Origin of the sequence: Actinoplanes sp. L3-i22, from assembly GCF_019704555.1 — a bacterium.
Classification (GTDB): domain Bacteria; phylum Actinomycetota; class Actinomycetes; order Mycobacteriales; family Micromonosporaceae; genus Actinoplanes.
In genome coordinates, this window is record NZ_AP024745.1 from 3,953,839 (window position 1) to 3,979,913 (window position 26,075).

Here is a 26,075-nt window from a genome sequence, read left to right on the forward strand (position 1 = left end):
AGCTCCCCGATGGAAGAAGTGGTCAGCCTTTGACGGCGCCGGCGGAGAGGCCGCCGAGAATGTGACGCTGGAAGATCACGAAGATGACGATCATCGGGAGGGCCGCGAGGGTCATCCCGGCGATCATCTCGGTCGGCGGCACCTGACTGCTGGCCGACAACCGCTGGAGCGCGACCGACAGGGTCTGCCGCTCCGGGTCCTGCATGATCAGCATCGGCCAGAGGAAGTCCTTCCACATGCCGATGATCGAGAAGATCGAGATGACCGCGAGGACCGGCCGCGACAGCGGCAGCACGATCCGGGTCAGGGTGGTGCCCCGGGTGGCGCCGTCGATCGCGGCGGCTTCCAGGATGTCGTTCGGAATGTTGTCGAAGAACCGTTTCAGCACGTAGATGTTGAACCCGTTGGCCGCCGCCGGAAGCCACAGCCCCCACGGCGAGTTCAGCAGGTTGAGGTGCAGGATCGGCAGATCGGTCACGGTCAGATAGGCCGGCACCAGCAATGCGGCGACCGGCAGCATCAGCGTGGCCAGCATCAGAGCAAAAACCAGTTTCCCCAGTACGGGACGAAGCCGCGACAGCGAATAGGCCGCGCTCACGTCGACGGCCAACTGCACCAGCCACCCGCCGAGCGCGTAGTAGACGGTGTTCAGAAAGAAATGCGGGATCCGCAAGTGATCCCAGGCGTCCCGATAGGCGGCGAGACTCGGATGCTCCGGCACCACGGTGACCGACTGCGCCGCGAACTCGGCGGGGGTCTTCAGGCCGGCCGTCGCCATCCAGTAGACCGGGTACAGGAAGACCGCGGCGACGACGATCGTGGTCACGGCGAGCACGGTGAGATAGACCGTACGGCCGACCGGGGTTTTCAAAGCGATGCCGGAGACCAGCGTCCGCTGAGCCATCAGGCGCTCCTCTCCCGGGTGATGCGCAGGTAGATCGCCGCGAACGCGGAGAGCACCACGAACAGCAGCACGCTGAGCGCGGCGGCGAGCCCGAAGTCCTGATTGACCGCGAACGCGTACCGATAGATCAGCGTCATCACGGTGATGGTGTCCGGATTGGTGAAGCCGGTCAGCTGGAACGGCTCGATGAACACCTGCATCGTCGCGGTGATCTGCAGCAGGAGCATCACCAGCATGATGAACCGCAGCTGCGGCAGGGTGACCCGCCGGATCCGCTGCCACAGCCCGGCGCCGTCCAGCTCGGCGGCCTCGTACAGTTCCGGCGGCAGCGATTGCAGCGCGGCCAGATACATCAGCGTCGAGCCGCCCAGATTCGCCCAGGTCGACACCAGTACCAGCGACAACATCGCGGTACGCGGTGACTGCACCCATTGCGACTCGGGCAGGTGCGCGCCGTGCAGCAGCGTGTTGAACAGCCCCTGCCCGGGGTCGTAGAAGAACTGCCAGAGCATCGCGCTGACGATCGGCGGCAGCATCACCGGCAGGTAGACGGCGAGCCGGAAATACGTCGTGAAGTGCCGCAGTTCGTTGAGCAGGATCGCCAGCCCGATCGGCACCGCATAGCCGAAGATCAGTGCCAGGCCGGTGAACTCGGCGGTGTTGCGGATCGCGGTCAGGAACAGCGGATCGGCGAAGAGCGCCCGGTAGTTGTCCAGCCCGACCCATTGCGGGTCGGTGACCAGGTTGTCCTGCTGGAAGCTCAGCGTGATGCTGCGGACCAGCGGGTACCAGGAGAACAGCGCGAAACAGAGCAGGCCGGCGGCGAGAAAGCCGTACGCCATGAGGTTGTCGCCGAGCCGGCGGCGGAAACCGCCGGCCCGCAACCGCAACGGCGCGACCAGAGTGGCGGCCGTCATTGTTGAACGGTCGCCAGGATCGCGTTGACCTGCTTCTCGGCGTCGGCGAGCAGCTTGGTGACATCCGCGTCCGGCTTGGTCAGCGCGGCCGCCATCATCGGGTCCAGAATCGCGTAGATCTTCTGCGCGTCCGGCGGCTCCAGCTTCAGCGGAATGCTCGCCTGGGCGGCCACGAACGGCGCGAAGTTCTGGGTCGGCACGTTGGCGTACTTCTTGCTCGCCGCGTCGTAGGCCTGGCCGGCGGCGCCGGTGAAGATGTTCGGCTCGGGCAGGCCGACCGGCTGCTTGTCCGCCGCGTCGCGCTGCTTGCCGAACTCGATCCGGTCCGGGTTGGCGTGCCGGAACAGCACCCACGCCATCGCGGCCTTGACCTGCGCCGGGGTGCTCTTCGGCGAGAACATGTAGCCGCCGCCCCCGCCGAGCGTGCCCTGCCCGCCGGGCACCGGGCCGAAGCCGTAGTCCTCGGCTTTGCCCTTGTACTGCGCGACGATGGTCGGGATGTTGTCGGCGGTCGCCAGGTACATGCCGAGCTTTCCGGCGCCCATCTGCTGCAGCAGGTCGGCCCATTCCAGGAGCTGCCGCTCACCCATCGACTTGTCGGCGAACCGCATGTCGTGCAACTGCTGCAGAACGGCCCGGCCGGTGTCGTTGTTGAACGCCGCGGTCCATTTCCCGTCCGCGCCTCTGGCCGCCACGTCGCCGCCGCGGGTGTACATCTCCGCGGTGAAGTGCCAGCCGCCGGTGTTGTTCTTGCTGTAGTCGCCGTAGCCGTTCACGCCACCGCCGAGCGCGGCGATCTTCTTGGCGTAGTCGCGGACCTCGTCCCAGGTGGCCGGCGGCTTGTCCGGGTCGAGTCCGGCCTTCTGGAACAGCGCCCGGTTGTAGACCAGACCCATCGTGTAATTGCCCTCGGGCAGCCCGAACGTCCTGCCTTTCCCGTCCCCGAAGACGTCCAGCAGATTCGGCTTGATCTGCGAGACGGACGGAAATTCCTTGAGGTACGGCGTGATGTCCGCGGCCTGTTTCCGGGCGATCAACCCGGCCGGGTCGGTGAAGTAGACGTAGAACGCGTTCTCCAACTGCCCACCGGCGAGCCGGGCGGAGAACGTCGCCGGATCCATCTTCCCCTCCTTGGGGTCGATCGTGATGTCGGTGTGCAGCTTCTCGAACTCGGCGACGTCGGCCAGGAAGTTCTTGCGCTGCAGCGCCTCGGTCTCCGGCGGCATGTTGTTGACGGTGATCGTCACCGGCCCGCTGGTCTGCGCGGGCGCGGAGTCACCGCAGGCGCCGGCGGTCAGGGCGAGACCCGCGATGCTGGTCAGGGCGAGAAGACGCCGTCTCTTCATGCTGGCTCCTGGTCTATATATGCAGGTCAGAGGCGTGACCTGAGGACGTGGAGGACAAGTTACGGGCCGCCGTAACGTGAGCGCAACAGACCGACAACTACTTGCAAGAACTGTCGAATATCGCGCAAGTAATTCTGCAATCTGGCGTCGTAAAGGCGACCGCCACTACGCTCCGGCCATGACACGCAAGATCGCCGAGGTGGCGTCGAAGGTCGGGGTCAGCGAGGCGACGGTCAGCCGGGTGCTCAACAGCAAGCCCGGCGTCTCGGCCGCCACCCGCCAGTCCGTGCTCACCGCCCTGGACGTGCTCGGCTACGAGCGGCCCACCAAGCTGCGCGGGGTCCGCGCGCGACTGGTCGGCATGGTGCTGCCCGAGCTGCAGAACCCGATCTTCCCGGCCCTCGCCGAGGCGGTCGGCGGCTCCCTGGTGCAGCTCGGCTTCACGCCGGTGATGTGCACCCGGACGGTCGGCGGGCTGACCGAGGCGGAGTACGCCACGATGCTCTTCGACCAGCAGGTCTCCGGTGTGGTGTTCTGCGGCGGGCTCACCGAGAAGGAGCACGAGCAGCTGATGCAGCGCGGCGTGCCGGTGGTGATGCTCAACGCCGCGAACGCGTACCCGGGGTTCCCGCGGGTGTCCACCGACGACGTCGCGGCCGTGCAGATGGCCTACCGGCACCTGACCTCGCTGGGCCACCGGCGGATCGGGCTGCTGGTCGGGCCGGAGGGCCACGAGCCCTCACACCGCAAGGTCGCCTCGATGCGCGCGGCCACCGCCCGCTCCGACGGGGCGGTCACCGGGCTGATCTCGCACGCGATGTTCTCGTTCGAGGGCGGTCACGCCGCCGCGACCGACCTGATCGAGGCCGGCGCGACCGGGCTGATCTGCGGCAGCGACGTGCTGGCGCTCGGCGCGACCCGGGCCGCGCGGCGGCTCGGCAAGCGCGTCCCGGACGACGTGTCGGTGGTCGGCTTCGACGACTCGGCGTTCATGAACTACGCCGACCCGCCGCTGACCACGCTGCGGCAGCCGATCGAGTCGATGGCCCGGGCCGCGGTGACGCTGCTGGTCAACCAGATCGGCAGCCGGACCACCGCGACCGGGCCGAAGGAGTTGCTGCACGAGCCGGAACTGGTCGTGCGGGGCTCGACCGGCCCGGCGCCGGTTGCGGAATCCGAGTAAGAACGCGAAATTTTCCGGTTCCCGCTTGCCGGGCTTCCTTGGCGGCGGCCACCCGCATCGAGGGCTTTCTCCAGCTCAGCAAGCCCGTCACGAACCTGCTGCTTTTCCGACAATTGAAAGTCGCAGAAATTCTCCAAGATCGTCCAAATCTTGCAGGCCGGAAGGGGTGCGGACTAGCGTCCCGGCGCAGTCCATCCCCTTTGGAGTCCACATGCGCAGACCTCCCGTCCTCCTCCTGGTCGCCGCACTCGTCACCGCGTTCACGGCGACCGTCCCCGCCGTTTCCGCACAGGCCGCCACCTCGGTGCTGGAAGCCGAGTCGGCCACCCTGTCCGGCGGCGCCCGGACCGAAACCGATCACACCGGATACACCGGAACCGGATTCGTCGGCGGTTACACCGACGGCAACAAGGGCGCCGCGGCCACCGCCTTCGCCGTGACCTCCGCGACCGCCGGCAGTGCGCCGCTCACCTTGCGGTTCGCCAACGGCACCGGTTCCCCCAAAACCCTTTCCCTGTACGTCAACGGAGTCCGCGCCCAGCAGTTCACCCTCGCCGTCACCGCGAACTGGGACAGCTGGGCGACCCAGGGCCTGACCGCGAGCCTCGCGGCGGGCGCCAACACCGTCACGATCAGGTTCGACGCCACCGACTCGGGCAACGTCAACCTGGACAGCCTCACGGCCGGCACCCCGGACACCGGTGGGACCGACACCGAGGCCGAGACCAGCTTCCACGCCGGCGGGCCGGTGGTCAGCACGGCGATCGCCGGGTACTCCGGGAGCGGCCACCTCACCGGGTTCACCGCCACCGGCGCCCGGGTCGTGTTCACCGCGAACCTGCCGTCGGCCGGCAGCCGGGCGACCACCCTGCGGTACGGCAACGGCAGCGGGGCCACCCGGACGTTGTCCGTTTATGCCAACGGGCTCAAGGCCGGGCAGATCAGCCTCCCGGCCGGCAGCGGCTGGCGGACGGTGAGCACCGCGCTGACGCTGCGGGCCGGGCTCAACACCATCACCTACCAGCGCGACGCCGCCGACAGCGGGGACGTGGCGATCGACCGGATCGACGTGGCCGGCGGCCAGGCGCTCGCGGCCCGCGGGGCGACGCTGCCCTATACCGAGTACGAGGCGGAGAACGGGACCACGAACGGGACCGTGCTCGCGGCGGATCGGACCTACCAGACGATCGCCTCGGAATCGTCCGGGCGCCGGGCCGTCCAGTTGAGCGCGACCGGGTCGTACCTGCAAATGGTGTTGACCCGCCCGGCGAATGCGCTGACCGTGCGCTATTCGATTCCCGACAATGCCGCCGGGACCGGGATCGACGCCTCGCTGTCGCTCTACGCCAATGGCACGCAGGTCAAGGATCTGGCGCTGACCTCGCGGTACTCGTGGGTCTACGGGGACTATCCGTACACCAACAATCCGGCGAGCGGGAACGCGCACCGGTTCTACGACGAGGCCCGGGTCCTGATCGGGGACTGGCCGGCCGGGACCGTGCTGAAACTGCAGAAGGATTCCGGGGACACCGCCGCGTCGTACACCATTGATCTGATCGACGCCGAGCAGGCCGTGCCGGAGAGCATGCCGGCCGGATTCGTGGCCGCGTCCGGTTCCATCGCCGACTCGGTCACCGCGGCGAAAGCGGCCGGAAAGGGTTTGTGGATCCCGGCCGGGACCTATCCGATCACCGGGCGGATCAACGTCCAGGGCGTGACGATTCGCGGGGCCGGGCCGTGGTACACGACCCTGAGGGGAACCGGCGGGAAGGGCGGGTTCTTCGCGACCGGAAACGACGTGCGGATCAGTGACCTGGCGATTTCCGGCGATTCTACGGTCCGGAACGACAGCGGGGACGACGCCGCCTTCGAGGGCAATTTCGGGACCGGGTCGATGCTGCAGAACGTGCTGGTCTTCCACTCGAAGGTCGGCCTGTGGGCGGACCACGGGACCGACGGTCTGTACGTGATCGGCGTGCGCATTCGCGACACGTACGCGGACGGGGTGAATCTGCACGGCAACGTGCGCAACACCCGCATCGACCAGTCGTCGGTCCGCAACACCGGCGACGACGCGCTGGCGATGTGGTCGGACGGCGCCGCGGTGACCGATTCGGCGTTCACCTTCAACACCGTCCAGCTGCCGATGCTGGCGAACACCGCCGCGATCTACGGCGGCAGCGGCAACCGGATCGCCGACAACCTGCTCGCCGACACGGTCACCGCCTCGGCCGGGATCGCGGTCGGCACCCGCTTCAACCCGGTGCCGCTGTCCGGGACCACGGTGCTCGCCCGCAACACGCTGACCCGCACCGGCGGCTACGAGCCGAACTGGGCGAGCCGGCTGGGCGCCCTGTGGATCTATGCCGACACGGCGGACATCACCACGCCGATCCAGGTCACGGACACCACGATCGCCGACAGCACGTACCAGGGCGTGCTGCTGAGCTGGGGCCGGACGATCACCGGCGTGACGTTCGACCGGGTCACGATCGCGGGCGCCGGCACGTACGGCATCGCCGTCGACAACGTCTCCGGCAGTGCCGCCCTCGCGAACACCGCGGTGACCGGCGCGGCCGCGGGCGGCCTGGACAACCCCGGCACCGCGTTCACCATCGTCCGAGGTCCCGGCAACTCGGGCTTCTGATCGCCTTGACTTCGTTGGAATGTCGTTCCATCCTTGGACTGGAACGGCATTCCAACGTGGGAGGTAGTGCCATGATCACGATCATCGGAGCCGGGCTCGGCGGGCTCACCCTGGCCCGGGTGCTGCACGTGCACGGCATCGCGGCCACCGTCTACGAGGCCGACGCCTCCGCGCGGGCTCGCACGCAGGGCGGCCAGCTCGACATCCACGAGCACAACGGCCAGGTCGCGCTGCGCGACGCCGGGCTGTTCGACGAGTTCCGCGCGCTGATCCACGCGGGCGCCGAGGCCACCCGGGTGCTCGCCCCGGACGGGACGGTCCTGCTCGACCAGCCCGACGACGGCACCGGCCACCGGCCCGAGGTGCTGCGCGGCGACCTGCGGCAACTGCTGCTCGACGCGCTCCCGGCCGGCACGGTCCGGTGGGGCCACAAGGTGACCGCGGTCCGGCCGCTGGGCGACGGGCGGCACGAGGTGACCTTCGCCGGCGGTGCCACGGTGACCGCCGACCTGCTGGTCGGGGCGGACGGCGCCTGGTCCCGGGTCCGGCCGCTGGTCTCCGCGGCCACGCCGGAGTACTACGGGACGTCTTTTATCGAGACCTATCTGTACGACGTGGACCGGCGGCACCCGGCGACGGCGGCGGCGGTCGGCGCCGGCGGGATGGCCGCGCCCGTTCCCGGCAAGGGGATCCAGGCGCACCGGGAGGCCGGCGCGGTGCTGCACACCTACGTGGCGCTGACCCGCCCGCTGGACTGGTTCACCGATATCACCACCGAGCGGGTCGCCGCCGAGTTCACCGGCTGGGCGCCGGAGCTGACCGCGCTGATCACCGGCGGGGAGACCGCGCCGGTGGTGCGGGCCCTGCACACGCTGCCGATCGGGCACTGCTGGCCGCGCGTGCCCGGGGTGACCCTGCTCGGCGACGCCGCGCACCTGTCACCGCCGAACGGCGAGGGCGCCAACCTCGCCATGCTCGACGGGGCCGAGCTGGGCCGGGCGCTCGCCGCGCACCCCGGTGACGTGGAGGCGGCGCTCACGGCGTACGAGAAGGAATTGTTCGTCCGCAGTGCCGAGGAGAGCGCCGAGGCGGTGCGGGACTTCGAGGTCTGCTTCGGCGCCGGCACCCCGGCGAGCCTGCTCACCCTGTTCAGCTCGGCGACGGCAGCGGACCCCGGTCCACGAAGCTGAAGCTGCCCAGGGGTGCGGCGTCGCCGAGCTCCTGGACATACAGGATCTTGTCGTCGACGCTCCACTGCACGGCCCCGTAGGCGTCGCTGTAGAGCCCGTACGTCGGGCGCTTCTTGTCGTCGAACTCTCCGGTGGGCACCAGCGAGAAGACCGTCGCCTTGGTGTTGACGCACTCCGCCGCGACCAGTCGCGCCAGGTCCTGGTCCTGGGGGATCTTCACGCCGAGGCACACCTCGCGCCCCGGGGCCGGGTCGTAGAGCGCGCGGATCAGGAAGTCGACACCCAGCGGCACCAGGGCGAACTCGGACCGGGCGCCGGTGCCGTCGCCGCCGATGACCTCGCTGTAGTGCTGCTCCAGGGCCAGGTCGCGGTCGGCCTCGACGATGTGGATCAGGGTCTTGTGGGTGCCGCGCATGATCGCCGACTGCTTCTGGGCGGCGGTGAGCGCGGCGGCCGCCGAGGCCGCCGGCGACGCCGGCCCCGCGGAGGCGGCCACGGAGGGCCCGGGCCCGCGGCTGATGCTGACGTTGACGTCGGTCGGGGGAGCCTCGGCCAGGTAGTGCGCGGTGAGCACCCCGGCCCCGGCCAGCAGCACGGTGCCGGCCGCGGTGACCGCCAGCAGCCGGGACCGCCGCCGCGGCGCCGGCGCCGGCGCGGGCACCAGTTCGGTGTCCGCCTCGACCGGGCGCACCGCGAGCGCCGGCGACTGCCCGCCGGCCAGCAGCAGGTCGAGCAGCTCCCGCGCGGTCGGCCGCCGCGCCGGCTCCTTGTCCAGGGAGCGCTCGACCAGCCCGCGCAACGAGTCCGGCAGCCCGGACAGGTCCGGCGGCTGGGTCAGGATGCGCACCGCGGTGGCGGCCGCGGAGTCGGCGGCGAACGGCGTCTTCCCGTTGGCCGCGAACGCGACCACGGCACCCCACGCGAAGATGTCCGCGGCCGAGGTCACCGGCCGCCCGTCCGCCGGGTCGAAGCGCTCCGGCGCCATGTAGGCCACCGTGCCGACCATCTGATCGGTACGGGTGTGCTGGCTGGTCGCCTCGAACGCGCGGGCGATCCCGAAGTCGATCACCTTGATGCCGCCCCGGGCGAACAGCACGTTGCCCGGCTTGAGATCGCGGTGGATCACCCCGGCGCCGTGGATCGCGGTCAGCGCGGTCGCGATCCCGACCGCCACGCTGTGCAGCGCCGCCCCGGACAGCGGGCCGGTGTCGCGCACCTCCGCGGCCAGGCTCGGGCCGTCGACGAACTCGACCACCAGGTACGGCGGCTCGTGCTCCGGATCGGCGTCGAGCACCTCGGCGGTGGAGAACGGCGGCACCTGCTTGGCCCGGTTCACCTCGCTGCGGAAGCGGGCCCGGAACTCCGGCTCGTGCGCGAACTCGGGCCGGACCATCTTGATCGCGACGAGCCGGCCGTCCGGGTCGCGGCCCTGGAAGACCGTGCCCATGCCGCCCTCGCCGAGACGGCCGACCAGCTCGTAGCGGCCCAGCCGGGTCGCGTCGTTCGGGCGCAGCGGCATGCTCATGTCGACTTCGTTCTCCCTCTGTCGGCATCGATCACCGCGATCCGGAAGTTTACCCATGCCGATCGAGCGGACTGCTCAAGACCGTGCCTCCCTGGACGATGAGCCCGGACATGGACCCGAGGACCCTGAACGTGGAGCTGACCGCGCTCGAGGAGCAACCGAGGTACGGCATGGACCTGGACGAGTGGTTCACCAGGGCGGCCGGCATCGAGGCGGCGGCCGCCGCGATCGGGGCCACCGATCTGGAGCTGCGGGCCCGGCTGCTGCGGGCCGACCTGGTCGGGCGGCGCGGCGACGTGATCACCAGCGGGCAGATCTGCCGCTCGGTGAACGCGTGGGCCGCCGACCACGGGCACCATCTGCTGCTGGCGCTCAGTCACCTGCGGTTGTCGCCGTACTTCGGCCAGCTCGGCGACTATCCGACCGCGCTGGAGCACGCGCTGGAGGCGATCCGGGCGCTCGCCGAGATGGGCGACTCGGCGTCGGCGTACCTGCGCTGGCGTTGCGTGATGGCGCTCGCCGACGCCCTGGCCGACGTGGAGGACATCGCCGCCGCGCGGCAGCGCTACGCCGAGGCGGAGCGTCTGTCGGCGACCCTCGGGGACGTGCGGGCGCGGATCCGGGTCTTCAACAATCTGGCGTACACCGAGCACGACGTCGGTGACAGCGAGAAGGCCGAGCACGCGGTCGAGCGGATCCTGCGGCTCGCCGCCGAGCACGAGCTGACCCTCGACTACAACACCCTCGACACGGTGGCGACCGTGCAGCTGGCCGCGGGCCGGTTCCAGGACGCGATCACCACGCTGCTGCCGGCGCTCGACGACGAGTACGCGATCGCCTACGAGGAGGTCGGCTCCCGCGCGCAGAGCCTGGTCACCCTCTCCGAGGTGCACCGGCGGGCCGGGAACCTGGCCGGCGCGCAGGACGCCGTCGACCGCTGCCGCCTGCTCTGCGAGGACCGCCGGCTCTCCGGGGTCGCGGTCGACGTGCGGCGCGAGCAGGCCGAGATCTGGGCGGACGCCGGTCGCCTGGCCGAGGCGCTCACCGAGTACAAGGCGTTCCACGCCGCGGCCATGGCGCTGACCTCCAGCGAGCGCGACGCACGGGCGAAGACCCTGCATGCGATGTACGAGGCGGACGAGGCCCGCCGAGCCGGCGCCCGCGCCCAGGAGCTGTCCCTGCGCGACCCGCTGACCGGCCTGTTCAACCGCCGCTTCGTCGACGTGGAGCTGCCGGTCCTGCTCGGTCAGGCGGAGGAGGCGCACGCCCCGCTGTCGATCGCGCTGATCGACCTCGACCACTTCAAGCGGGTCAACGACACCTGCTCGCACGAGGTCGGCGACCAGGTGCTGCGGGCGATCGCGGAAATGATCACCGACGCGGCGGCGGCCGGCCGGGACGCGTTCGCGGCCCGCCTGGGCGGCGAGGAGTTCCTGCTGGTCCTGCCGGGCGCCGGCCCGGACGCGGCGTTCGCCTGGGCGGAGCGGCTGCGGCTGGCGATCCGCGGGCACGACTGGCGGCCGACGACCGGGACGCTGCCGGTGACCGCCAGCATCGGCGTGGCCTCCTGGGCGGCGGACTGCCGCACCCAGGAGGCGCTGCTCAGGCGCGCGGACACACATCTGTACGCGGCCAAGGAGGGCGGCCGCGACCAGACCTCGGACGGGCCGTTCCGACTGTTGAAACAGGCTTCCTGAGTCCGGCACCTATCCCATGGTCAGCACGATCCGGCCGTGCGCCAGACCCGCGGCCTGCCGCTCCCAGGCCGCGGTGACCTGCTCGAACGGCACGACCTCGTGATCGACGGTCAGCCGGCCGGCCGCGGCGTGCCGGGCGATCCCGGTCAGCAGCTCCGCGCGCTCGGCCGCCGACAGCGAGTTGTTGGTGTAGCCGATGATCCGCAACGATCCGCCGCGCAGCGTGGCCGAGTCGATCGGCGCGGTCGCGCCCGCCGACGAGCCGAGGTTGACCAGGCGTCCGCCGGGGCGCAGCACTCGCAGGGCAGTCGCCGCCGGCGCCCCGAAGATCGGGTCGAGGATCAGGTCGACCGGCCCGTCCGCGGCCGCGCGCAGGCGCTGCTCGAACCCGTCGGGCAGCAGCGGCACGATCGCGTCCGCGCCGAGTTCGGCCGCTCTGGCCAGCGATTCCGCGCCCCGGGCGACGGCGATCACCCGCCGGGCGCCGCCGAGCCGGGCCAACTGCACGGCGGCCTGGCCGACCACGCCGCCGGCGCCGAGCACGACGACGTGCTCGCCCGCGGCGAGATCACCCGCCCGGTACAGGGCCGCCTGCGCGGCCATGGCCGACAACCCCAGAGCAGAGATCAATTCCAGGGGTACGTCGTCAGGCAGGCGCACCACGTCGGCCGCCGGAACCGTCACGACCGTCGCCATGCTCCCGTCGCCCGGCCGCATCCCGGCCGGCGTCGCGAACCACACCGGCGACCCGTCGGCCAGTCGCCCCACGCCCTGCACACCCGGCACGTACGGGGTCACCGGCGTACCGAAATAGCTTTTTCCCGAAGCGCAGAGCAGGTCGAGCGGGGTGATCGGGACGGCCGCGACGGCGACCGTCAGGTCGTCGTCGCCCGGCACCGGAGCCGGTCGCTGGGCGAGCACCGGCGCCGTGCCGCACATGGTCAGGACCGCCGCGGTGATCATGTCGCGATGTCGGGGTAGGGCAGGGTGAGGTGGGCGAGCGCCGCGCCGTACGCCTTCTGGTACTCGAGCGGCTCGGTGTTGTCCCGCTCGAACAACGCGATGAACAGCGTCAGCGTCAGGAACGGGTGCGCCCCGAGCTCGAAGAGCGCCACGTGATCGTGCCCGACCAGCGCGGCCCGCTCGCCGTCGGTGAACGCCTGCCACGTGCTCGCCTCGCCGGTGTGACTGTTCAGCAGCGCGTTCGCGACGTTCGCCTCCCACCAGCCGACCAGCTCGGCGGGCTCGTGGCGGTAGCGCTCCACCAGCTCCGGGTCGCGGTCCACGGTGAACAGGAACTTGTTCAGCAGATACTTGCTCACGCCGGGCCTCCGTCCGGGTACCAGGTGAAGTACGCCTCCATGGTGTGGAACAGGTCGAGCGTGTCGACGTAGTCGGCCTTCACGCCGGCCCCGGCCACGCCCATCATCAGCATGAAGTCCATGAAGCCGTGGGTGGCGTTGCCGGGGGAGTGCAGGCTGTCCAGGGTCACCTCGCGCAGGCAGCCGTCGAGGTCCCCGTTGGCGATCCACCCGACCGCCCGCTCGTCGAAGGCCGGGTCGGGCCCGTGCGGCCCGAACTGGCGCGGCCCGCCCAGCTCCAGCGACAGGTGACCGGTGCCGATCACGGCGACCCGCAGGTGCGACGGCCACTGCTCGATGATCTTCCGGATCGACTCGCCGAGCTGCACGAACCGTTTCGGCTGCGGCAGCGGCGGCGCGAAGATGTTGGTGTAGATCGGCACGATCGGCAGGTCCGCCTCGGGCCGCAGCGTGATGATCGGGCAGGTGATGCTGTGGTCGATCCGCAGCTCGTTGCTGAACGCCAGGTCGAAGCCGTCGTCCAGGCCGGCCCGCAGGATGTGCGTGGAGAGGTCCTCCTGGCCCTTGAGGGTCATCCGGGGCAGGCCGAACTCGCGCTCCTCGTTGTACCAGTTCGCGTCGTACATCGGCGCCTTGCCGACCAGGAACTGCGGCATGTTGTCCAGCCACAGCTGGTGGAAGTGGTCCGAGCCGACCATCACCAGGACGTCCGGGTTCGCCCTGGTCAGCGTCTCGCGGAAGGCGAGGATCTTCCGCGTCCACTCGTCCGCGAACGGCGGCCGGTCCGCGCCGGTCGCGGTGCTGGCCCGGTAGTAGAAGGGGTGGTGCGTCGAGGCGATGACCGCGACGATGCTGGCCATGGGCAGTCCTTAAGGCTCGTAGACGGCGTTATCAGGGCTCGTAGACGGCGTTCCGGTCGACCGTGAGGTAGATCTGGTTGGCGATCGGGCGGCGCTGTTCCTCGGCGATCTGCCCGAGCAGGCCGGCGGCGCGGGCCAGCAGCGCGAACCCGCGCAACATCTCGACCGGAAAGCCCAGGTCGGCCAGGGCGGCACCACATACCCCGGCACCATTCAAAGGCAAATTCTTTCCGTGTACGCGTCCAATCGCCTCGAACAGGCGAAGGTGGCGACCGTAGAGACCCTCGTCCTTGGCGATCCGGATGAGCACCGGAGTGCGGGGGTCCTGGACTTTGTGGACGGGATGACCGAGGCCCGGAATCCGGCCGTTGGCACCGGCGATCGCCTGCCGCGCGATCTCGTCGAAGTCGTCGCCCTCGGCGTCTCTCAGCGCTGCCGCCAGAAACTTTCCACAGTCCTCGGTGACGCCGAGGAAGCGCGAGCCGCCGCCGAGCAGCCCGGCCGCGAGCGCGCCCTGCAGCGAGTCCGGCGCGGACAGGTACGTGAGCCGGGCCGCGATCGCGGTCGGCGTGAACCCGTGATCGGCCAGCGCCACCAGCACGGCCTCGAACAGCCGCACCTCGCCGGCGTTCGGACGGCGGCCGGCGACCAGCCAGAACGCCAGCTCGCCGAAGCCGACCTTGCCCATCAGATCCGCGGCCAGATCCTGCCCGAGCAGCGAGATGGTGTCGGCATCCGACGTACCCAGGCCGGTGGGAAATTTTAGTTCTGGGTTTGAATTCAGCTCAGTAGCCATGCGCGGATCTCCTCGCCGTGTTCGTCCAGTCCGGGCGGCGGCAGGTGGTACGCGGCCGGCGTCTCCGAGAACGTGATCGGGTTGCGCACGCTCGGCACCCCGCCGACCGTGACCACCGGCTCCAGGCCCAGTTCCGCGGCGAGCGCCACCCCGCCGTCGATGGTGTTGATCGGCGCGCACGGCACCCCGGCCGCGATCAGGTCGCGGAACCACTCGTCCTTGGTCCGCTTGGTGAGGCGTTCCACCAGAAGCGGCCGCAGCTCCTCGCGATTGGCCGTACGGTCCTGATTGCGCCCGAAGCGCGGATCGTCCGGCAGGTCCGGCAGGTCGAGGACCTGGCAGAGCTTGCGGAACTGCCCGTCGTTGCCGGCGATCACGATCAGCTCGCCGTCGGCGGTGGGCAGCGGCTCGTACGGGAAGAGGCTGGGGTGCGCGTTGCCCATCCGGTAGGGGACGGTGCCGCCGGCGACGTACCCGCTGGAGTGGTTGACCAGGCCGGACAGCGCCGAGCTGAGCAGGTTGACCTCCACGTGCTGGCCGCGTCCGGTCTCGGCCCGGCGGTGCAGCGCGGCCAGGATGCCCAGGCTCGCGTGCAGGCCGGCCATCACGTCGAAGACCGAGATCCCGGCCCGGAACGGCGAGCCGTCCGGGTCGCCGGTGAGGCTCATCAGGCCGGAGATCGCCTGGACCATCAGGTCGTACCCGGGCATCGACGCGCCCGCGCCGGTCCCGAAGCCGCTGATGCTCGCGTAGATGATCTTCTCGTTGCCGGCCGCGACGGTGTCGTAGTCGAGGCCGAACCGGGTCAGGCCGCCCGGGCGCATGTTCTCGATCATCACGTCGGCGCGGCGGGCCAGCTCCTGGGCGGCCGCGCGGTCGTCGTCGTCCTTGAGGTCCAGCACCACCGACCGCTTGTTCCGGTTGATGCCGAGGTAGTACGTCGAGACGCCGTCCCGTACCGGGGGCATCCAGGTGCGGGTGTCGTCGCCGGCCGGCCCCTCCACCTTGATCACCTGGGCGCCGAGGTCGGCGAGCAGCATCGTCGCGTACGGCCCGGCGAGAACCCGGGAGAAGTCCGCGACGAGCAGCCCGGCCAGCGGGCCCGTGTGGTGCTCGGTCATGTGTACCGCCCGTTCTGCGGACACATGTCCGCTCGGCACAGCTTTCGCGTTAACGGCCGTGCTGTCAACGACTTGGTCATCGCGGCGAAACATTTCCTTGACACCAGAAGTGACCGGGCACACTGTTGAGCGATCCGCGCTGCCCGCACAGCGGACAGGCGTCCGAAAAGAGGTGACGATGAGCGCTATTTTCCGGAACGGCCTGGTGCTCACCATGGACGACGCGCACACGGTGCTGCCCGGCGCCGACGTCCTGGTGATCGACGACCGCATCGCCGAGGTGGGACACGGCCTCACCGCGCCGGACGGCGCCGAGGAGATCGACGCGTCCGGCGGCATCGTGATGCCCGGCATGATCGACACGCACCGGCACATGTGGCAGACCGCGATGCGCGGCTACGGTGCCGACTGGACCCTTTCGCAATACTTCGTCTGGTACTACCTGGAGTCCGGCAAACTTTTCCGCCCGGAGGACGTGTACGCCGGAAACCTCCTGTCCGCGATCGAGGCGATCGACTCCGGGGTGACCACCACCGTCGACTGGTCGCACGGGCTGCAGACCCCGCAGCACGCCGACGCCGCGGTCGACGCCCTGGAGGCGGTGCCCGGCCGGTTCGTGCTGGCCTACGGCAACATCCAGCAGGGCCCGTGGCAGTGGACCACCTCGGACGGCTTCCGGGACTTCGTGCGCCGCCGGATCGACGGCGGCAAACTCGCCGGGTTCCAGCTGGCGTTCGACGTCACCGGCGACCCGGCGTTCCCGGAGAAGGCGGCCTTCGAGGCGGCCCGCGAACTGGGCGTCGCGGTCACCACGCACGCCGGGGTGTGGGGCGCGACCAACGACGACGGCATCCGGCTGATGTACGAGAACGGCTTCATGACCCCCGGCACCGTCTACGTGCACGCCGCGACGCTCAGCTCCGACTCGTACCACCGGATCGCCGCGACCGGCGGTTCCGTCTCGGTCTCGACCGAGAGCGAGCAGAGCGCGGGGCAGGGCTACCCGCCCACCTGGCAGCTGCGCCGGCACGGCATCCCGGTGTCGCTGTCGATGGACACCAGCGTCTGGTGGAGCGGCGACCTGTTCTCCGCGATGCGCACCACGCTCAGCGCCGACCGCTCCCGCGAGCACCTGGAGGCGCACGCCCAGCAGCAGACGATCACCAACCACCACCTGCGCGCCGAGCAGGTGGTGGACTGGGCGACCCGCGGCGGCGCCCGGGCGCTCGGGATGGATTCGAAGGTCGGCGCGCTGACCCCGGGCCGGCAGGCGGACATCGTGCTGCTGAAGAACGACGCCTCGCCGGTGATGTTCCCGGTCCTGCACCCGTACGGCCACGTCGCGTTCCAGGCGCAGCGCGGCGACGTGCACACCGTGCTGGTCGGCGGCAAGGTCGTCAAGCGCGACGGCAAGCTGGTCGGCGTGGACCTGGCCGCGGCCCGGGCCAAGGTCGAGGCGACGGTTTCTTTCCTGCGCGAGACGCTGGGCGAGGAGGCCTGGCTGCGCGGCATGAATCCGGACATCCCGGCGGCGGAACTTTTCGACAACCCCTACCAGTACACCCAGTGGGACGCGGGTTCCGCGCAATGGAAGCATTGACCACGTGACAGACATCGGAAGGAGCGACTTCATCGAGGCGCTCGCACGCGGCCTCGACGTCCTGCGCTCCTTCCGGCCCGGCACCCCGGCGATGACGCTCAGCGAGATCGCCGGGCAGACCGGGCTGGCGCGACCCACGGTGCGGCGGATTCTGATCACCCTGGAGACGCTCGGGTACGTGCGCGGGGCGGGCCGTGGCTACGCGCTCACCCCGCGCGTGCTCGAGCTGGGCATGGCCTACGTGAACGCGCTGAGTATGTGGGACGTGGCCCGCCCGCACATGGAGAAGCTGGTCGCCGAGACCAACGAGTCCACGTCGATGGCCCAGCTCGACGGCAGCGACATCGTCTACGTGGCCCGCGTCGCCGTCCCGAAGATCGTCACCCTGGCCGTCACCATCGGCACCCGCTTCCCGGCCCCGGCCACGTCGATGGGCAAGGTCCTGCTCGCCGCGCTCCCGCCGGGCGCGGTCGAGACGGTCCTGGCCGAGGCGTCCCGCTCGGGCATCACCGCGCGCTGGCAGCCGACGCCGGCCGAGCTGGAGGCGGCGCTGCGCGAGGTCCGGGCCAAGGGCTGGGCCCTCGCGGATCAGGACCTGGCGCCGGGCGTGCGCTCGGTGGCGACCGGCGTCCGCGACGGCGACGGCCGGGTGATCGCGGCGATCAACGTGACCGTCCACGCGGCGGAGACGTCGCTGGAAACCCTGCTCGACGAGCATCTGCCGAAGCTGCTGCGCACGGCCGCCGACATCGGCCACGACTGGGCTCTCACCGCAGCAGTTCCCTCAACCACGATCTAAATCATTTCTTCGGTACGGCGTCAGCCCCGGTCGCGGGCCCGCTGGTCAGGGCTTGCGGGCGACCGCGCCGTATTCGTCGACCGCGCGCAGGTCGTCGCCGGTGGCGTCCGGGGACGGGCGCCACTGTGAGCACGGGACCAGGCCCGGATCGAGGAGCTCCAGGCCGTCGAGGAAGCGGGCGATCTCGTCCGGGTGGCGCAGGTGGTAGCTGAGCGGCGCGTTCGCGTTCCACACCCCGATCGCCTCCTCGAAGGCCGGGCCGTCGATCACGTTCGTGCCGTCCGCGGTGATCAGGTAGCTGCCCGCCGGCAGCGCGGCCAGCAACTCCCGGACGATCGCCACCGCCCGGTCGAGATCGGGCACGTGGCCGAGAATGTTCATCAGGATCAACCCGACCGGCTGGGTCAGGTCGAGCGTCGCCCCGGCGGCCGCGAGGATGGTCGCCGGCTCGTGCAGGTTCGCGTCGACGTAGTCGGTCCTGCCCTCGCGCGTGCTGGTCAGCAGCGCCCGGGCGTGCGCCAGGACGAGCGGGTCGTTGTCGACGTAGACGATCTTCGCGTCGGCGGCCGCGGCCTGCGCCACCTGGTGGGTGTTCTCCGCGGTGGGCATGCCGGTGCCGATGTCCAGGAACTGCCGGATGCCGGCCTCGTCCACCAGGAAGGTGACCGCCCGCCTCAGGAAGGCCCGCGAGTGTCGCGCCACCACCTTGATGTCCGGGTACAGCTTCGCGAAGTCGTCGCCGACCGCACGGTCGACCGGGAAGTTGTCCTTGCCGCCCAGCCAGTAGTTCCACACCCGCGCCGAGTGCGGCACGCTGGTGTCCAGTCCGGCGGTGGCATCACTGTCGGTCATGCGCCCGAGCCTACGCCGGATCGTCGCGATTCCACATGGGACGGTGCTAATTTCCGCCGTACGGGATACCGATTCTGATCTGTCCCGGCGAAGCCCGCGGTGGGCCTGGGATGTTGACATCGGTCGATCGAAGCGATGGGGTGATCTCACGTCCTTCTATGCCCAGGAGGCTTGATGTCGCTCCGAGTCCGCTGGGTGGCCACCGCCGCCCTCCTCGTTCTGGGTTCCTCGTACGCCGCGACCCCGGCGCACGCCGAACCCGTCACCGCCGCAGCTCCGGCCATCTCGCTCAGTGCCGGCGAGCATGCGCTGATCAGATTCCGCCTGCCCGATGCCGCCGCGCTGGACCGCCTCGTCGCCCAGGGCGCCGATCTCGCGGCCCGGCCCAAGACCGACGCCGGCGCCGTCCTCGCCGATGTCGTCGTCGACGACACGCAGCTCGCCGACCTGGTGAAGACCGGGGCGGTGCCGGTGCAGCTGATCCAGGCCGAGTCGGCCGCGCCGGCCCGGCGATCGTCGCTCGCGGCGACCGCCGACACCCTGCAGTTCCTGCAGTCCTACTGGTGGACGACGAACGGCCGGACGTTCCTGCAGACCGAGGTGGCGACGACCGCGACCGACGACCCGGACGTCGAGATCACCGTCACCTGGACCACCGCCGACGGCACGACCGGCACGTATCCGCTGATCCGCTTCGAGGACTCCGGCGAGTACCAGTACCACTACGCGTTGCCGCAGCCGCTGCCCGCGAAGCCGGTGAAGGTCACCGCGTCGTCCAGCCTCGGTGGCGTGTCCCGCGCGGTCACCCCGTCCGCCTGGCCGGCCGCGACGCCGCCGCCCACGCCGGCCGGGTACCAGAAGGATTTTGTCGCCGCGTACATGACCCCGACCGATATCGCCGCCCGGATCAAGCGGCTGGCCCGGCAGTACCCGAAGCTCGTCGACGTCCTCAACTTGCCGAACAAGACCCAGGGCTATCGGCGTACGGCGGTGGCCTACCTCGGTGACCCGAACGCGGCGGCCGTCGTGGTCGAGTCGGTCAAGTTCGGTGACCAGGGCTGGAACGGCGTGCAGGTGCGCACCGTCGACCCGGGCGCGGTCAACCGCCCGCTCGCCGCGTCCTACGCCGACCGGGTGCTGACCGTCCGGCTCGCCACCGACAACGCCGGCAAGACGATCAGCACCACCGACGACGTGGCCGCGTTCATCATCGCGAAGTACCCGCAGAAGTTCCGTGCGACGGTCGAGGCCGGCTCGGCCGGGCTGCCGATGCCGGTGGTCGCGCCGGTCCGGCTCGACGACGGGCTCAAGGGCACCGAGGTGTCGAAGAAGCCGTGGACCGTGCAGGCGCTGCGGATCGGCAAGGTGCGCGACGGCTCCAAGATCGGGGTGCTGGCGTACTCCCAGGAGCACGCCCGGGAGTGGGCGACGCCGCTGGTCACGCTGGAGTTCGCCGAGCGGCTGCTGGCGAACTACGCCACCGACCCGGCGACGAAGGAACTTGTCGACAACGTCGACGTGTTCGTGATTCCGGTGGTCAACCCGGACGGGGCGAACTATTCCTTCAACGACTTCAACTTCCAGCGGAAGAATCTTGTCAACCACTGCACCGGCGCCAACCGGGACCCGCGGTACCGCGACTCGTGGGGCGTGGACGTGAACCGCAACTACACGGTGGGATCTTTCTTCGACGGCTACGTCGGTGGTAGCGGAAATTGTCTTTCCGGCACGTATGCCGGCACCGCGGAGCTCTCCGAGGCGGAAAGTTCCAACGTGATCGCGCTGGCGTCGGCGCACGCCAACATCCGGTTCGCGATGAACGTGCACTCCTACGGCGGCTACTTCATGTGGCCGCCCGGGTCGTACAAGGCCGACGGCCGGGTCACGCTGCCCCGCCCGTCGATCGACGAGTCCAAGTTCTTCCTGGACAGCGCGCGGCGCATCGTCGGTGCCATCGCCTCCTCGCGCGGCACGGTCACCTGGCCGGCGTACACCGGGCCGGTCGCCGACGTGCTCTACTCGGCCGCGGGCAACTCGGCCGACCAGCTCTACTACGAGCTGGGCATCGACGCGTGGGACTTCGAGGTCGGCAACGACATCTGGAACGACGCGACCCAGGAGTGGGAAGGGGTGGGCTTCCAGCCCCCGTTCGACGAGGCGCACGCCGAGTCGCAGGAGTATGCCGGGGGTCTGCTGGAGCTGGTCCGGGTGGCCAGGGACAAGCAGGCCGAGGAGTCCGCAACAGTCCGCTGACCGTTGATCCTGGGAGTGGGTTGGTGCCCACTCCCAGGATTCCCTGGCCCAGCGAGTGACCCGCGCGCCTGAGCCGCGGCCACGGTCGGTCCGGCCCGGAGCGCGGCGGCGGCGTGTGCCGGCTTCGCGCGCCTGAGCCGCGGTCGCGGTCGGTCCGGCCCGGAGCGCGGCGGCGGCGTGTGCCGGCTTCGCGCGCCTGAGCCGCGGCCACGGTCGGTCCCGCCCGGAGCGCGGCGGCGTGTGTCGGCTTCGCGCGTCTTGGCCGCGGTCGCGGTTCGGCCTGGCGTGCGGCGGCGTGTGTCGGCTTCGCGCCTCAGCCGCGGTAGCGCTCCGCCCGCAGCTCGGCGGCTTCCGCGAGCATGGCCTCGGCGTCCCGCGATTGTTCCTCGGTGACATCCGGCCGGGCCTGGATGCGGTCGGCCTGCTCGGTCAGCGCCGTCGCCAGGCCCAGCAGCTCCCGTCGCCGGTTCGCGGCCAGGCTCTCGCGGGCCGCCGCGATCGCCTGCGTGCCCAGGTCGGTGGCGGCCGTCGGCTGCCCGGCCGCGTCCAGCCGCCGGGCGTGGCGCCGCAGGATGAAGGCGTAGTGGGGCAGGAACGCGGCCCGGTTCGCGGCGAGTGCTTCCTGCGCCAGGTCGACTGCCTCGCGGCCCGCGGCGAGCGCTTCCTGCGCCAGGTCGACCGCCTCGCGGCCCGCGTCGAGCGCTGGGCCGGATCGGTCGAGGGCGGCGAGCCGGTCGGCGAGCAGGTTGAGGGCCCGGGCCAGCCACGGTAGCTGGGCGGCCCGGTTGCGGCCGATCAGTTCCCGGCGCAGGCGCACGGCCTCCTCGTAGAGCGGCACCGCCTCCGCGTCGGTCTCGGCCAGCGCCGCTCGATTACTCACCGCCTCGGCAAGTTTGCCCAGGTAGGCGTCCCGATCGGCGGCGGCCAGCGCCCGGAACACCGCCAGCGACTCGGTCATCGCGGCCCGGGCCTCGTCGGCCCGGTCCGCCGCGGACAGCCCGGTGGCGTACGCGGACAGCGCCGAGGCCAGCCCGGCCCGGCCGGCGACCGGGTCGGTCGTGCTGATCTCGCGCTGGAGCGTGACCGATTCCTCGGCCGCGGCCAGCGACTCCGGCCAGCGGGACACCTTCGACAGCGCCAGGGCCTGGTTGCTCAGGGCCTTGGCCAGGGAGGGGAGTCGTCCGGGACGGTCCTGCCGGACCAGTGCGCGATGGCGGGCGACGGACTCGGTCGCGGTCTGTGCCGCCTCCGCCCAGCGGCCCGCCCGCATGAGCCGGTTGGCCTGGTTGAGCAGCGCCCGGGCCTGCTCGACGGCCAGCTCGACCCCGGCCGGCGTCGCAGTTCGCTGCCGGGCCGCGGGGTCGCCGCCCCGCAGCCGATGAAGCCAGTCCATGGCGGCAATCTACGACGACCGATCAATCCCTGCCACCCGCGGCGGCGGGCGGGGAGCGACCCTGGCCGGCGGGGCAGGCGGGGAGGGCCCGGCAGCGGCGGGGCAGGCGGGGAGGGCCCGGCGGCGGCGCAGGCGGGGAGGGCCCGGCGGCGGCGCAGGCGGGGAGGGCCCGGCGGCGGGGCAGCGGCTGTGGCCGGCGGGAGAGGGGGCCGGCCGCGGCGGGGGAGTGGCCGCGGCCGGCGGGATTGTCGGTCAGTGGCCGGCGGGGGCCGGACTGACCGGGATGTTCGGGGTACGGCGGCGTCGGAGCGTGGTGAGGATCAGGTCGAGGGCCAGGAACGCCAGCAGCGGGATGCCGAACAGCGGCAGGAACCAGCCGACCGCGAAGAGCACCGGCAGGCCGACCGCGATCGACCAGGCCGGAAGGCCGGTCCAGTTGCCGCCGGCCGGTGCGGCGCCGGCCAGGGCGCGGCGGTCGGTGCGGGTGGGGCGGCGCTGCCACCACATCCGGTAGCCCCAGATGATCACGCAGATCAGGCCCAGGGCCAGCGCGGCGAGCAGGATCTGGTTGGGCAGGCCGAACAGCTGGCCCATGTGGGCGTAGATGCCCCACTGGGTCAGCTTGGCCAGCAGCGGCCAGTCCGCGAAGTCGATCCGCTCGACGATCTTCCCGGTCGAGTCGACGGCGACCGCGTCCCGGCCGACCGGCCAGAGGCTGTCGTTGCCGGTGACGCTCCAGGCCGTGCCCGCGTCGGCCGGGACGGCGATCGACACCGCGCCGGTCAGCCCGGCGTCGCGGGCGGACTGGTAGACCGTGGTGATCGCGCCCGGGTCGACCGCGGCGGCCTCGGCGGCGCCGCCCATGGTCATGCCGTCGTGGTGCCCGCCGGAGGTGGCCGCGGCCGTGCCGGTCAGCGACGTGGAGACGGCCGGGCGGCTGGCGTCGAACGAGTCGATGATCGCGTCGAAGTTCGCGCCGGCGTGGTTCGACCAGGTCAGCCCGGTCGCGGAGAGGAACAGCAGGCCGACCGCGATCCACAGGCCGGTCGCCGCGTGCCAGCCCCGGGTGCGGCGGACGCCCTTGCGGGCGGCCAGGTCCGGGACGAGCATGCGCCGCCTGGCCGTGGCGTGCCGGCGCCACCACAGGAGCACGCCGCCGAGCGCGAGGACCCACAGCCAACTCGCGGCCAGCTCGGAGTAGAGCGCGCCGGTCTCGCCGAGGTGAAGGTTGGCGTGCAGGTTGTCCAGCCACTCGTTGAGCGGGGTCGCGGTCCACCAGGTGGTCAGCTCGCCGGTGACCTTGCCGGTGTACGGGTCGACATACACCGTCCGCTGGTGGTCGGCGTCCAGCGCCGGGTCGGAGAAGTCGACCTGGGTGGTGACGGAGCGGTCTCCCGGTCGTACCGTCAGCAATTGTCCCCCGGGATGAGCGGCCCGGGCCGCGGCAACCTGATCGGCCAGCGGCAAGGCCGCGGCCCCGGGGTTCTCGACCGTCAACTCGGTGCTGTAGATAATTTTCTCCAGCTGCGGAGTGAACGCGTAGAGCATCCCGGTGGTGGCCGCGACCAGTAGGAACGGCGCGACCAGCAGGCCGGCGTAGAAGTGCAGGCGCAGCAGCAGACCGCCGAACGCGGACGGCGTGCGCGCGAGTCGCGGCAGCGGGGTGGGGGTGCTGAGCTCGGGGTGCACGGCCATCGGCTGTCCTCGTCGAGGTGTCGGCGGCGCGGTGGGTGCGCCGGCATCCGGGGTTGCAGTCGACGCGCCGGGATTCCGGTCGGAGCGTCGCCCGGATAGTCGCCGGAAGCGTCCCGCTGGTTCCCAGCGACTTTTCAGCCGGCGATGGGTGACGTACGGCACGAGGTGAGAAGCGCCCCTGGGCATCGTTGGACGGATTGTGGGAACTCACATGGTCATGACGGGGTGGGCGATGCGACGGCCGCCGGTTTTCGACGAGGAACTCGCCCGGTGGACCATCGCCGGCGCGCCCGAGCTGCAGTTTCTGCGAGCGGAGCTGCAGCGGGCGGCGATGAGCCGGTCGGCGACCGCGGCCGACGGGGAGGACCTGGCGGAACGGTTGCAGATCGTCGCGACCGAGCTGGCCGGGAACGCGCTGCGGCACGGCCGGCCGCCGACCGTGGTGGTGCTGCACCGCTCGAACGGAAAGCTGGTCATCGATGTCCTGGACGGCGACGCCGAGTCCGGCCCGGCGGTGGCCGACCGGCGTGCGGCGGGCGCCGGCGGGCTCGGGCTGCTGCTCAGCGAGCGCCTGGCCGAGCAGGTCGGCTGGTACCCGACCGGGGACGGCAAGCTGGTCTGGGCGTCGTTCGCGCTCCCGGCCCGCTGAGATGTACTGCTGGTACACCCATCACCGGTGACTTCTTCCCGCTGGAGCGGGTAGGTGTGATGGAGCAGTATTCATCCGTTCTGGGAGGGCATCATTCTCACCGTCAACGCGATCGCCGCGATCTCCGCCACCGAGCCGCTCGTGCGCACCACGATCCAGCGGCGCGACCTCGGGGCGCGCGACGTTCTCATCGAGATTCGCTACGCCGGGATCTGCCACTCCGACATCCACACGGTGCGCGAGGAGTGGGGCAAGGTCCAGTACCCGCTGACCGTCGGGCACGAGATCGTCGGCGTCGTCGCCGAGGTCGGTGCCGAGGTCACCCGGCACGCGGTCGGGGACCGGGTCGGCGTCGGCTGCATGGTCAACTCGTGCCGGGAGTGCGACAACTGCAAGGCCGGGCTGGAGCAGTACTGCAGCGGCGGGAACGTCGGCACGTACTCGAGCAAGGACCGGGACGGCACGATCACGCAGGGTGGTTACTCGACGCACGTCGTGGTCGACGAGGACTTCGTGCTGCGGGTTCCGGAGGCCATTCCGTACGAGGCGGCGGCGCCGCTGCTGTGTGCGGGGATCACCACGTACTCGCCGCTCGCCCACTGGAACGCCGGGCCCGGCAAGAAGGTGGCCGTCGTCGGCATGGGCGGTCTCGGTCACATGGCCGTCAAGATCGCGGCCGCGATGGGCGCCGAGGTGACCGTGCTCTCGCAGACCCTCGGCAAGAAGGACGACGGGCTCGGGTTCGGGGCCGCGCACTACTACGCGACCAGCGACGACGCCACGTTCACGACGCTGAAGAACAGCTTCGACCTGATCATCAACACCGTCAGCGCGCCCATCGACATGCGGTCCTACCTGGGGCTTCTCCGGCTCGACGGCACGCTCGTCAGCGTCGGCGCGCCGCCGGAGCCGCTGGCCGTGCCGGTCTTCGCGCTGTTCGGGCAGCGGCGTTCGTTCGCCGGGTCGAGCATCGGCGGGATCGCCGAGACCCAGGAGATGCTGGACTTCTGCGCGGAGCACAACGTCGCGCCGGAGGTCGAGGTGATCAGTGCGGAATCGGTCAACGAGGCGTATGAGCGGGTGCTCAAGTCGGACGTGCGGTACCGCTTCGTGATCGACGTGGACACCCTGCGCTGATCCCGCGCGCGCCGGCTCTTTGCCACGGTGGCGGCGGTCGCTTGCGCTGATCCGCTGGTCACGGTGGCTTGCCAGGCGGCGTCCGCGGCCGCTTGCGGTTGCGGCCGCCGCTTTTTGCGGCGGCCGCTTGCGATTGCTTCGGAGGTACGTCGTGGGCCCGGTCCGCTCGCGGCGCAGCGCCCCGGCTGG

21 protein-coding genes are annotated in these 26,075 nt (G+C 70.9%); 9 read left to right on the plus strand and 12 right to left on the minus strand.

Annotation, left to right across the window (positions count from 1 at the left end; translation table 11 throughout):
• Positions 1-22: 22 nt before the first annotated feature.
• From L3i22_RS17475 to L3i22_RS17485, 3 genes are read right to left on the minus strand one after another with little or no spacing between them, the layout of a single operon-like run.
• Positions 23-904 (minus strand): carbohydrate ABC transporter permease, encoded by an 882-nt coding sequence (locus tag L3i22_RS17475; RefSeq protein WP_221328027.1) that lies wholly within the window; start codon positions 902-904, stop codon positions 23-25.
• A complete protein-coding gene (locus L3i22_RS17480; RefSeq protein WP_221328028.1) occupies positions 904-1,821 on the minus strand; it encodes a carbohydrate ABC transporter permease in 918 nt (305 codons plus the stop codon). Before L3i22_RS17480 ends, L3i22_RS17475 begins: the two co-directional genes overlap by 1 nt.
• Positions 1,818-3,167: an ABC transporter substrate-binding protein gene (locus tag L3i22_RS17485; protein WP_221328029.1), complete on the minus strand. Its 1,350-nt coding sequence runs from the start codon at positions 3,165-3,167 to the stop codon at positions 1,818-1,820. The genes L3i22_RS17480 and L3i22_RS17485 overlap by 4 nt, the downstream gene beginning before the upstream one ends.
• 178 nt (positions 3,168-3,345) lie before the next feature.
• Here L3i22_RS17485 and L3i22_RS17490 point away from each other — a divergent pair, with 178 nt between their 5' ends.
• From L3i22_RS17490 to L3i22_RS17500, 3 genes are all read left to right on the plus strand, one after another.
• Positions 3,346-4,350 carry a LacI family DNA-binding transcriptional regulator gene (locus L3i22_RS17490; protein WP_221328030.1) on the plus strand — a complete coding sequence of 335 codons (1,005 nt, stop codon included), beginning with the start codon at positions 3,346-3,348 and terminating at the stop codon, positions 4,348-4,350.
• 211 nt (positions 4,351-4,561) lie between these two features.
• Positions 4,562-6,997: a CBM35 domain-containing protein gene (locus L3i22_RS17495; protein ID WP_221328031.1), complete on the plus strand. Its 2,436-nt coding sequence runs from the start codon at positions 4,562-4,564 to the stop codon at positions 6,995-6,997.
• Between the two features lie 71 nt (positions 6,998-7,068).
• On the plus strand, positions 7,069-8,187 hold the full coding sequence (locus L3i22_RS17500; protein ID WP_221328032.1) for an NAD(P)/FAD-dependent oxidoreductase: 1,119 nt from the start codon (positions 7,069-7,071) through the stop codon (positions 8,185-8,187).
• On the opposite strand, the gene L3i22_RS17505 is transcribed toward L3i22_RS17500, so the two are convergent.
• Positions 8,147-9,712 carry a serine/threonine-protein kinase gene (locus L3i22_RS17505; protein ID WP_221328033.1) on the minus strand — a complete coding sequence of 522 codons (1,566 nt, stop codon included), beginning with the start codon at positions 9,710-9,712 and terminating at the stop codon, positions 8,147-8,149. The genes L3i22_RS17500 and L3i22_RS17505 overlap by 41 nt on opposite strands.
• Positions 9,713-9,822: 110 nt before the next feature.
• Here L3i22_RS17505 and L3i22_RS17510 point away from each other — a divergent pair, with 110 nt between their 5' ends.
• Positions 9,823-11,409 carry a diguanylate cyclase gene (locus L3i22_RS17510; protein ID WP_221328034.1) on the plus strand — a complete coding sequence of 529 codons (1,587 nt, stop codon included), beginning with the start codon at positions 9,823-9,825 and terminating at the stop codon, positions 11,407-11,409.
• Positions 11,410-11,418: 9 nt separating this feature from the next.
• Here the strand turns inward: L3i22_RS17510 and L3i22_RS17515 are convergent, their stop codons facing one another.
• From L3i22_RS17515 to L3i22_RS17535, 5 genes are read right to left on the minus strand one after another with little or no spacing between them, the layout of a single operon-like run.
• Positions 11,419-12,372, minus strand: a complete 954-nt coding sequence (locus tag L3i22_RS17515) for a zinc-binding alcohol dehydrogenase family protein (RefSeq protein ID WP_221328035.1) — start codon at positions 12,370-12,372, stop codon at positions 11,419-11,421.
• Positions 12,369-12,731: a hypothetical protein gene (locus L3i22_RS17520; RefSeq protein ID WP_221328036.1), complete on the minus strand. Its 363-nt coding sequence runs from the start codon at positions 12,729-12,731 to the stop codon at positions 12,369-12,371. Before L3i22_RS17520 ends, L3i22_RS17515 begins: the two co-directional genes overlap by 4 nt.
• The gene (locus L3i22_RS17525; protein ID WP_221328037.1) at positions 12,728-13,591 is read right to left on the minus strand and encodes an extradiol ring-cleavage dioxygenase; all 864 of its coding nucleotides are present in this window, start codon (positions 13,589-13,591) and stop codon (positions 12,728-12,730) included. The genes L3i22_RS17520 and L3i22_RS17525 overlap by 4 nt, the downstream gene beginning before the upstream one ends.
• Before the next feature lie 31 nt (positions 13,592-13,622).
• Positions 13,623-14,387 carry a citryl-CoA lyase gene (locus L3i22_RS17530; protein WP_221328038.1) on the minus strand — a complete coding sequence of 255 codons (765 nt, stop codon included), beginning with the start codon at positions 14,385-14,387 and terminating at the stop codon, positions 13,623-13,625.
• Positions 14,372-15,508 (minus strand): CaiB/BaiF CoA-transferase family protein, encoded by a 1,137-nt coding sequence (locus tag L3i22_RS17535; protein WP_221328039.1) that lies wholly within the window; start codon positions 15,506-15,508, stop codon positions 14,372-14,374. Before L3i22_RS17535 ends, L3i22_RS17530 begins: the two co-directional genes overlap by 16 nt.
• A gap of 178 nt (positions 15,509-15,686) precedes the next feature.
• Here L3i22_RS17535 and L3i22_RS17540 point away from each other — a divergent pair, with 178 nt between their 5' ends.
• Together L3i22_RS17540 and L3i22_RS17545 are read left to right on the plus strand one after the other, a co-directional pair.
• Positions 15,687-17,108, plus strand: coding sequence for an amidohydrolase family protein (locus L3i22_RS17540; protein ID WP_221328040.1), 1,422 nt, complete (start codon positions 15,687-15,689; stop codon positions 17,106-17,108).
• 4 nt (positions 17,109-17,112) lie between these two features.
• Positions 17,113-17,907 carry an IclR family transcriptional regulator C-terminal domain-containing protein gene (locus tag L3i22_RS17545; RefSeq protein WP_221328041.1) on the plus strand — a complete coding sequence of 265 codons (795 nt, stop codon included), beginning with the start codon at positions 17,113-17,115 and terminating at the stop codon, positions 17,905-17,907.
• A 45-nt stretch (positions 17,908-17,952) separates the two neighbouring features.
• Here the strand turns inward: L3i22_RS17545 and L3i22_RS17550 are convergent, their stop codons facing one another.
• Complete coding sequence (locus L3i22_RS17550; RefSeq protein WP_221328042.1) at positions 17,953-18,759, minus strand: SAM-dependent methyltransferase; 807 nt, start codon at positions 18,757-18,759, stop codon at positions 17,953-17,955.
• 174 nt (positions 18,760-18,933) lie between these two features.
• Here L3i22_RS17550 and L3i22_RS17555 point away from each other — a divergent pair, with 174 nt between their 5' ends.
• Complete coding sequence (locus L3i22_RS17555) at positions 18,934-21,012, plus strand: M14 family zinc carboxypeptidase (protein ID WP_221328043.1); 2,079 nt, start codon at positions 18,934-18,936, stop codon at positions 21,010-21,012.
• A 313-nt stretch (positions 21,013-21,325) separates the two neighbouring features.
• Here L3i22_RS17555 and L3i22_RS17560 read toward each other — a convergent pair whose 3' ends face one another.
• A complete protein-coding gene (locus L3i22_RS17560) occupies positions 21,326-22,405 on the minus strand; it encodes a hypothetical protein (protein ID WP_221328044.1) in 1,080 nt (359 codons plus the stop codon).
• Between the two features lie 252 nt (positions 22,406-22,657).
• Positions 22,658-24,100, minus strand: a complete 1,443-nt coding sequence (locus tag L3i22_RS17565; RefSeq protein ID WP_221328045.1) for a PepSY domain-containing protein — start codon at positions 24,098-24,100, stop codon at positions 22,658-22,660.
• A 232-nt stretch (positions 24,101-24,332) separates the two neighbouring features.
• Between L3i22_RS17565 and L3i22_RS17570 the strand changes: the two genes are divergently transcribed.
• Both L3i22_RS17570 and L3i22_RS17575 read left to right on the plus strand, forming a co-directional pair.
• Positions 24,333-24,749, plus strand: coding sequence for an ATP-binding protein (locus L3i22_RS17570; RefSeq protein WP_255658337.1), 417 nt, complete (start codon positions 24,333-24,335; stop codon positions 24,747-24,749).
• Positions 24,750-24,842: 93 nt separating this feature from the next.
• Positions 24,843-25,886 carry an NAD(P)-dependent alcohol dehydrogenase gene (locus L3i22_RS17575; RefSeq protein ID WP_221330010.1) on the plus strand — a complete coding sequence of 348 codons (1,044 nt, stop codon included), beginning with the start codon at positions 24,843-24,845 and terminating at the stop codon, positions 25,884-25,886.
• Positions 25,887-26,075: the final 189 nt, after the last annotated feature.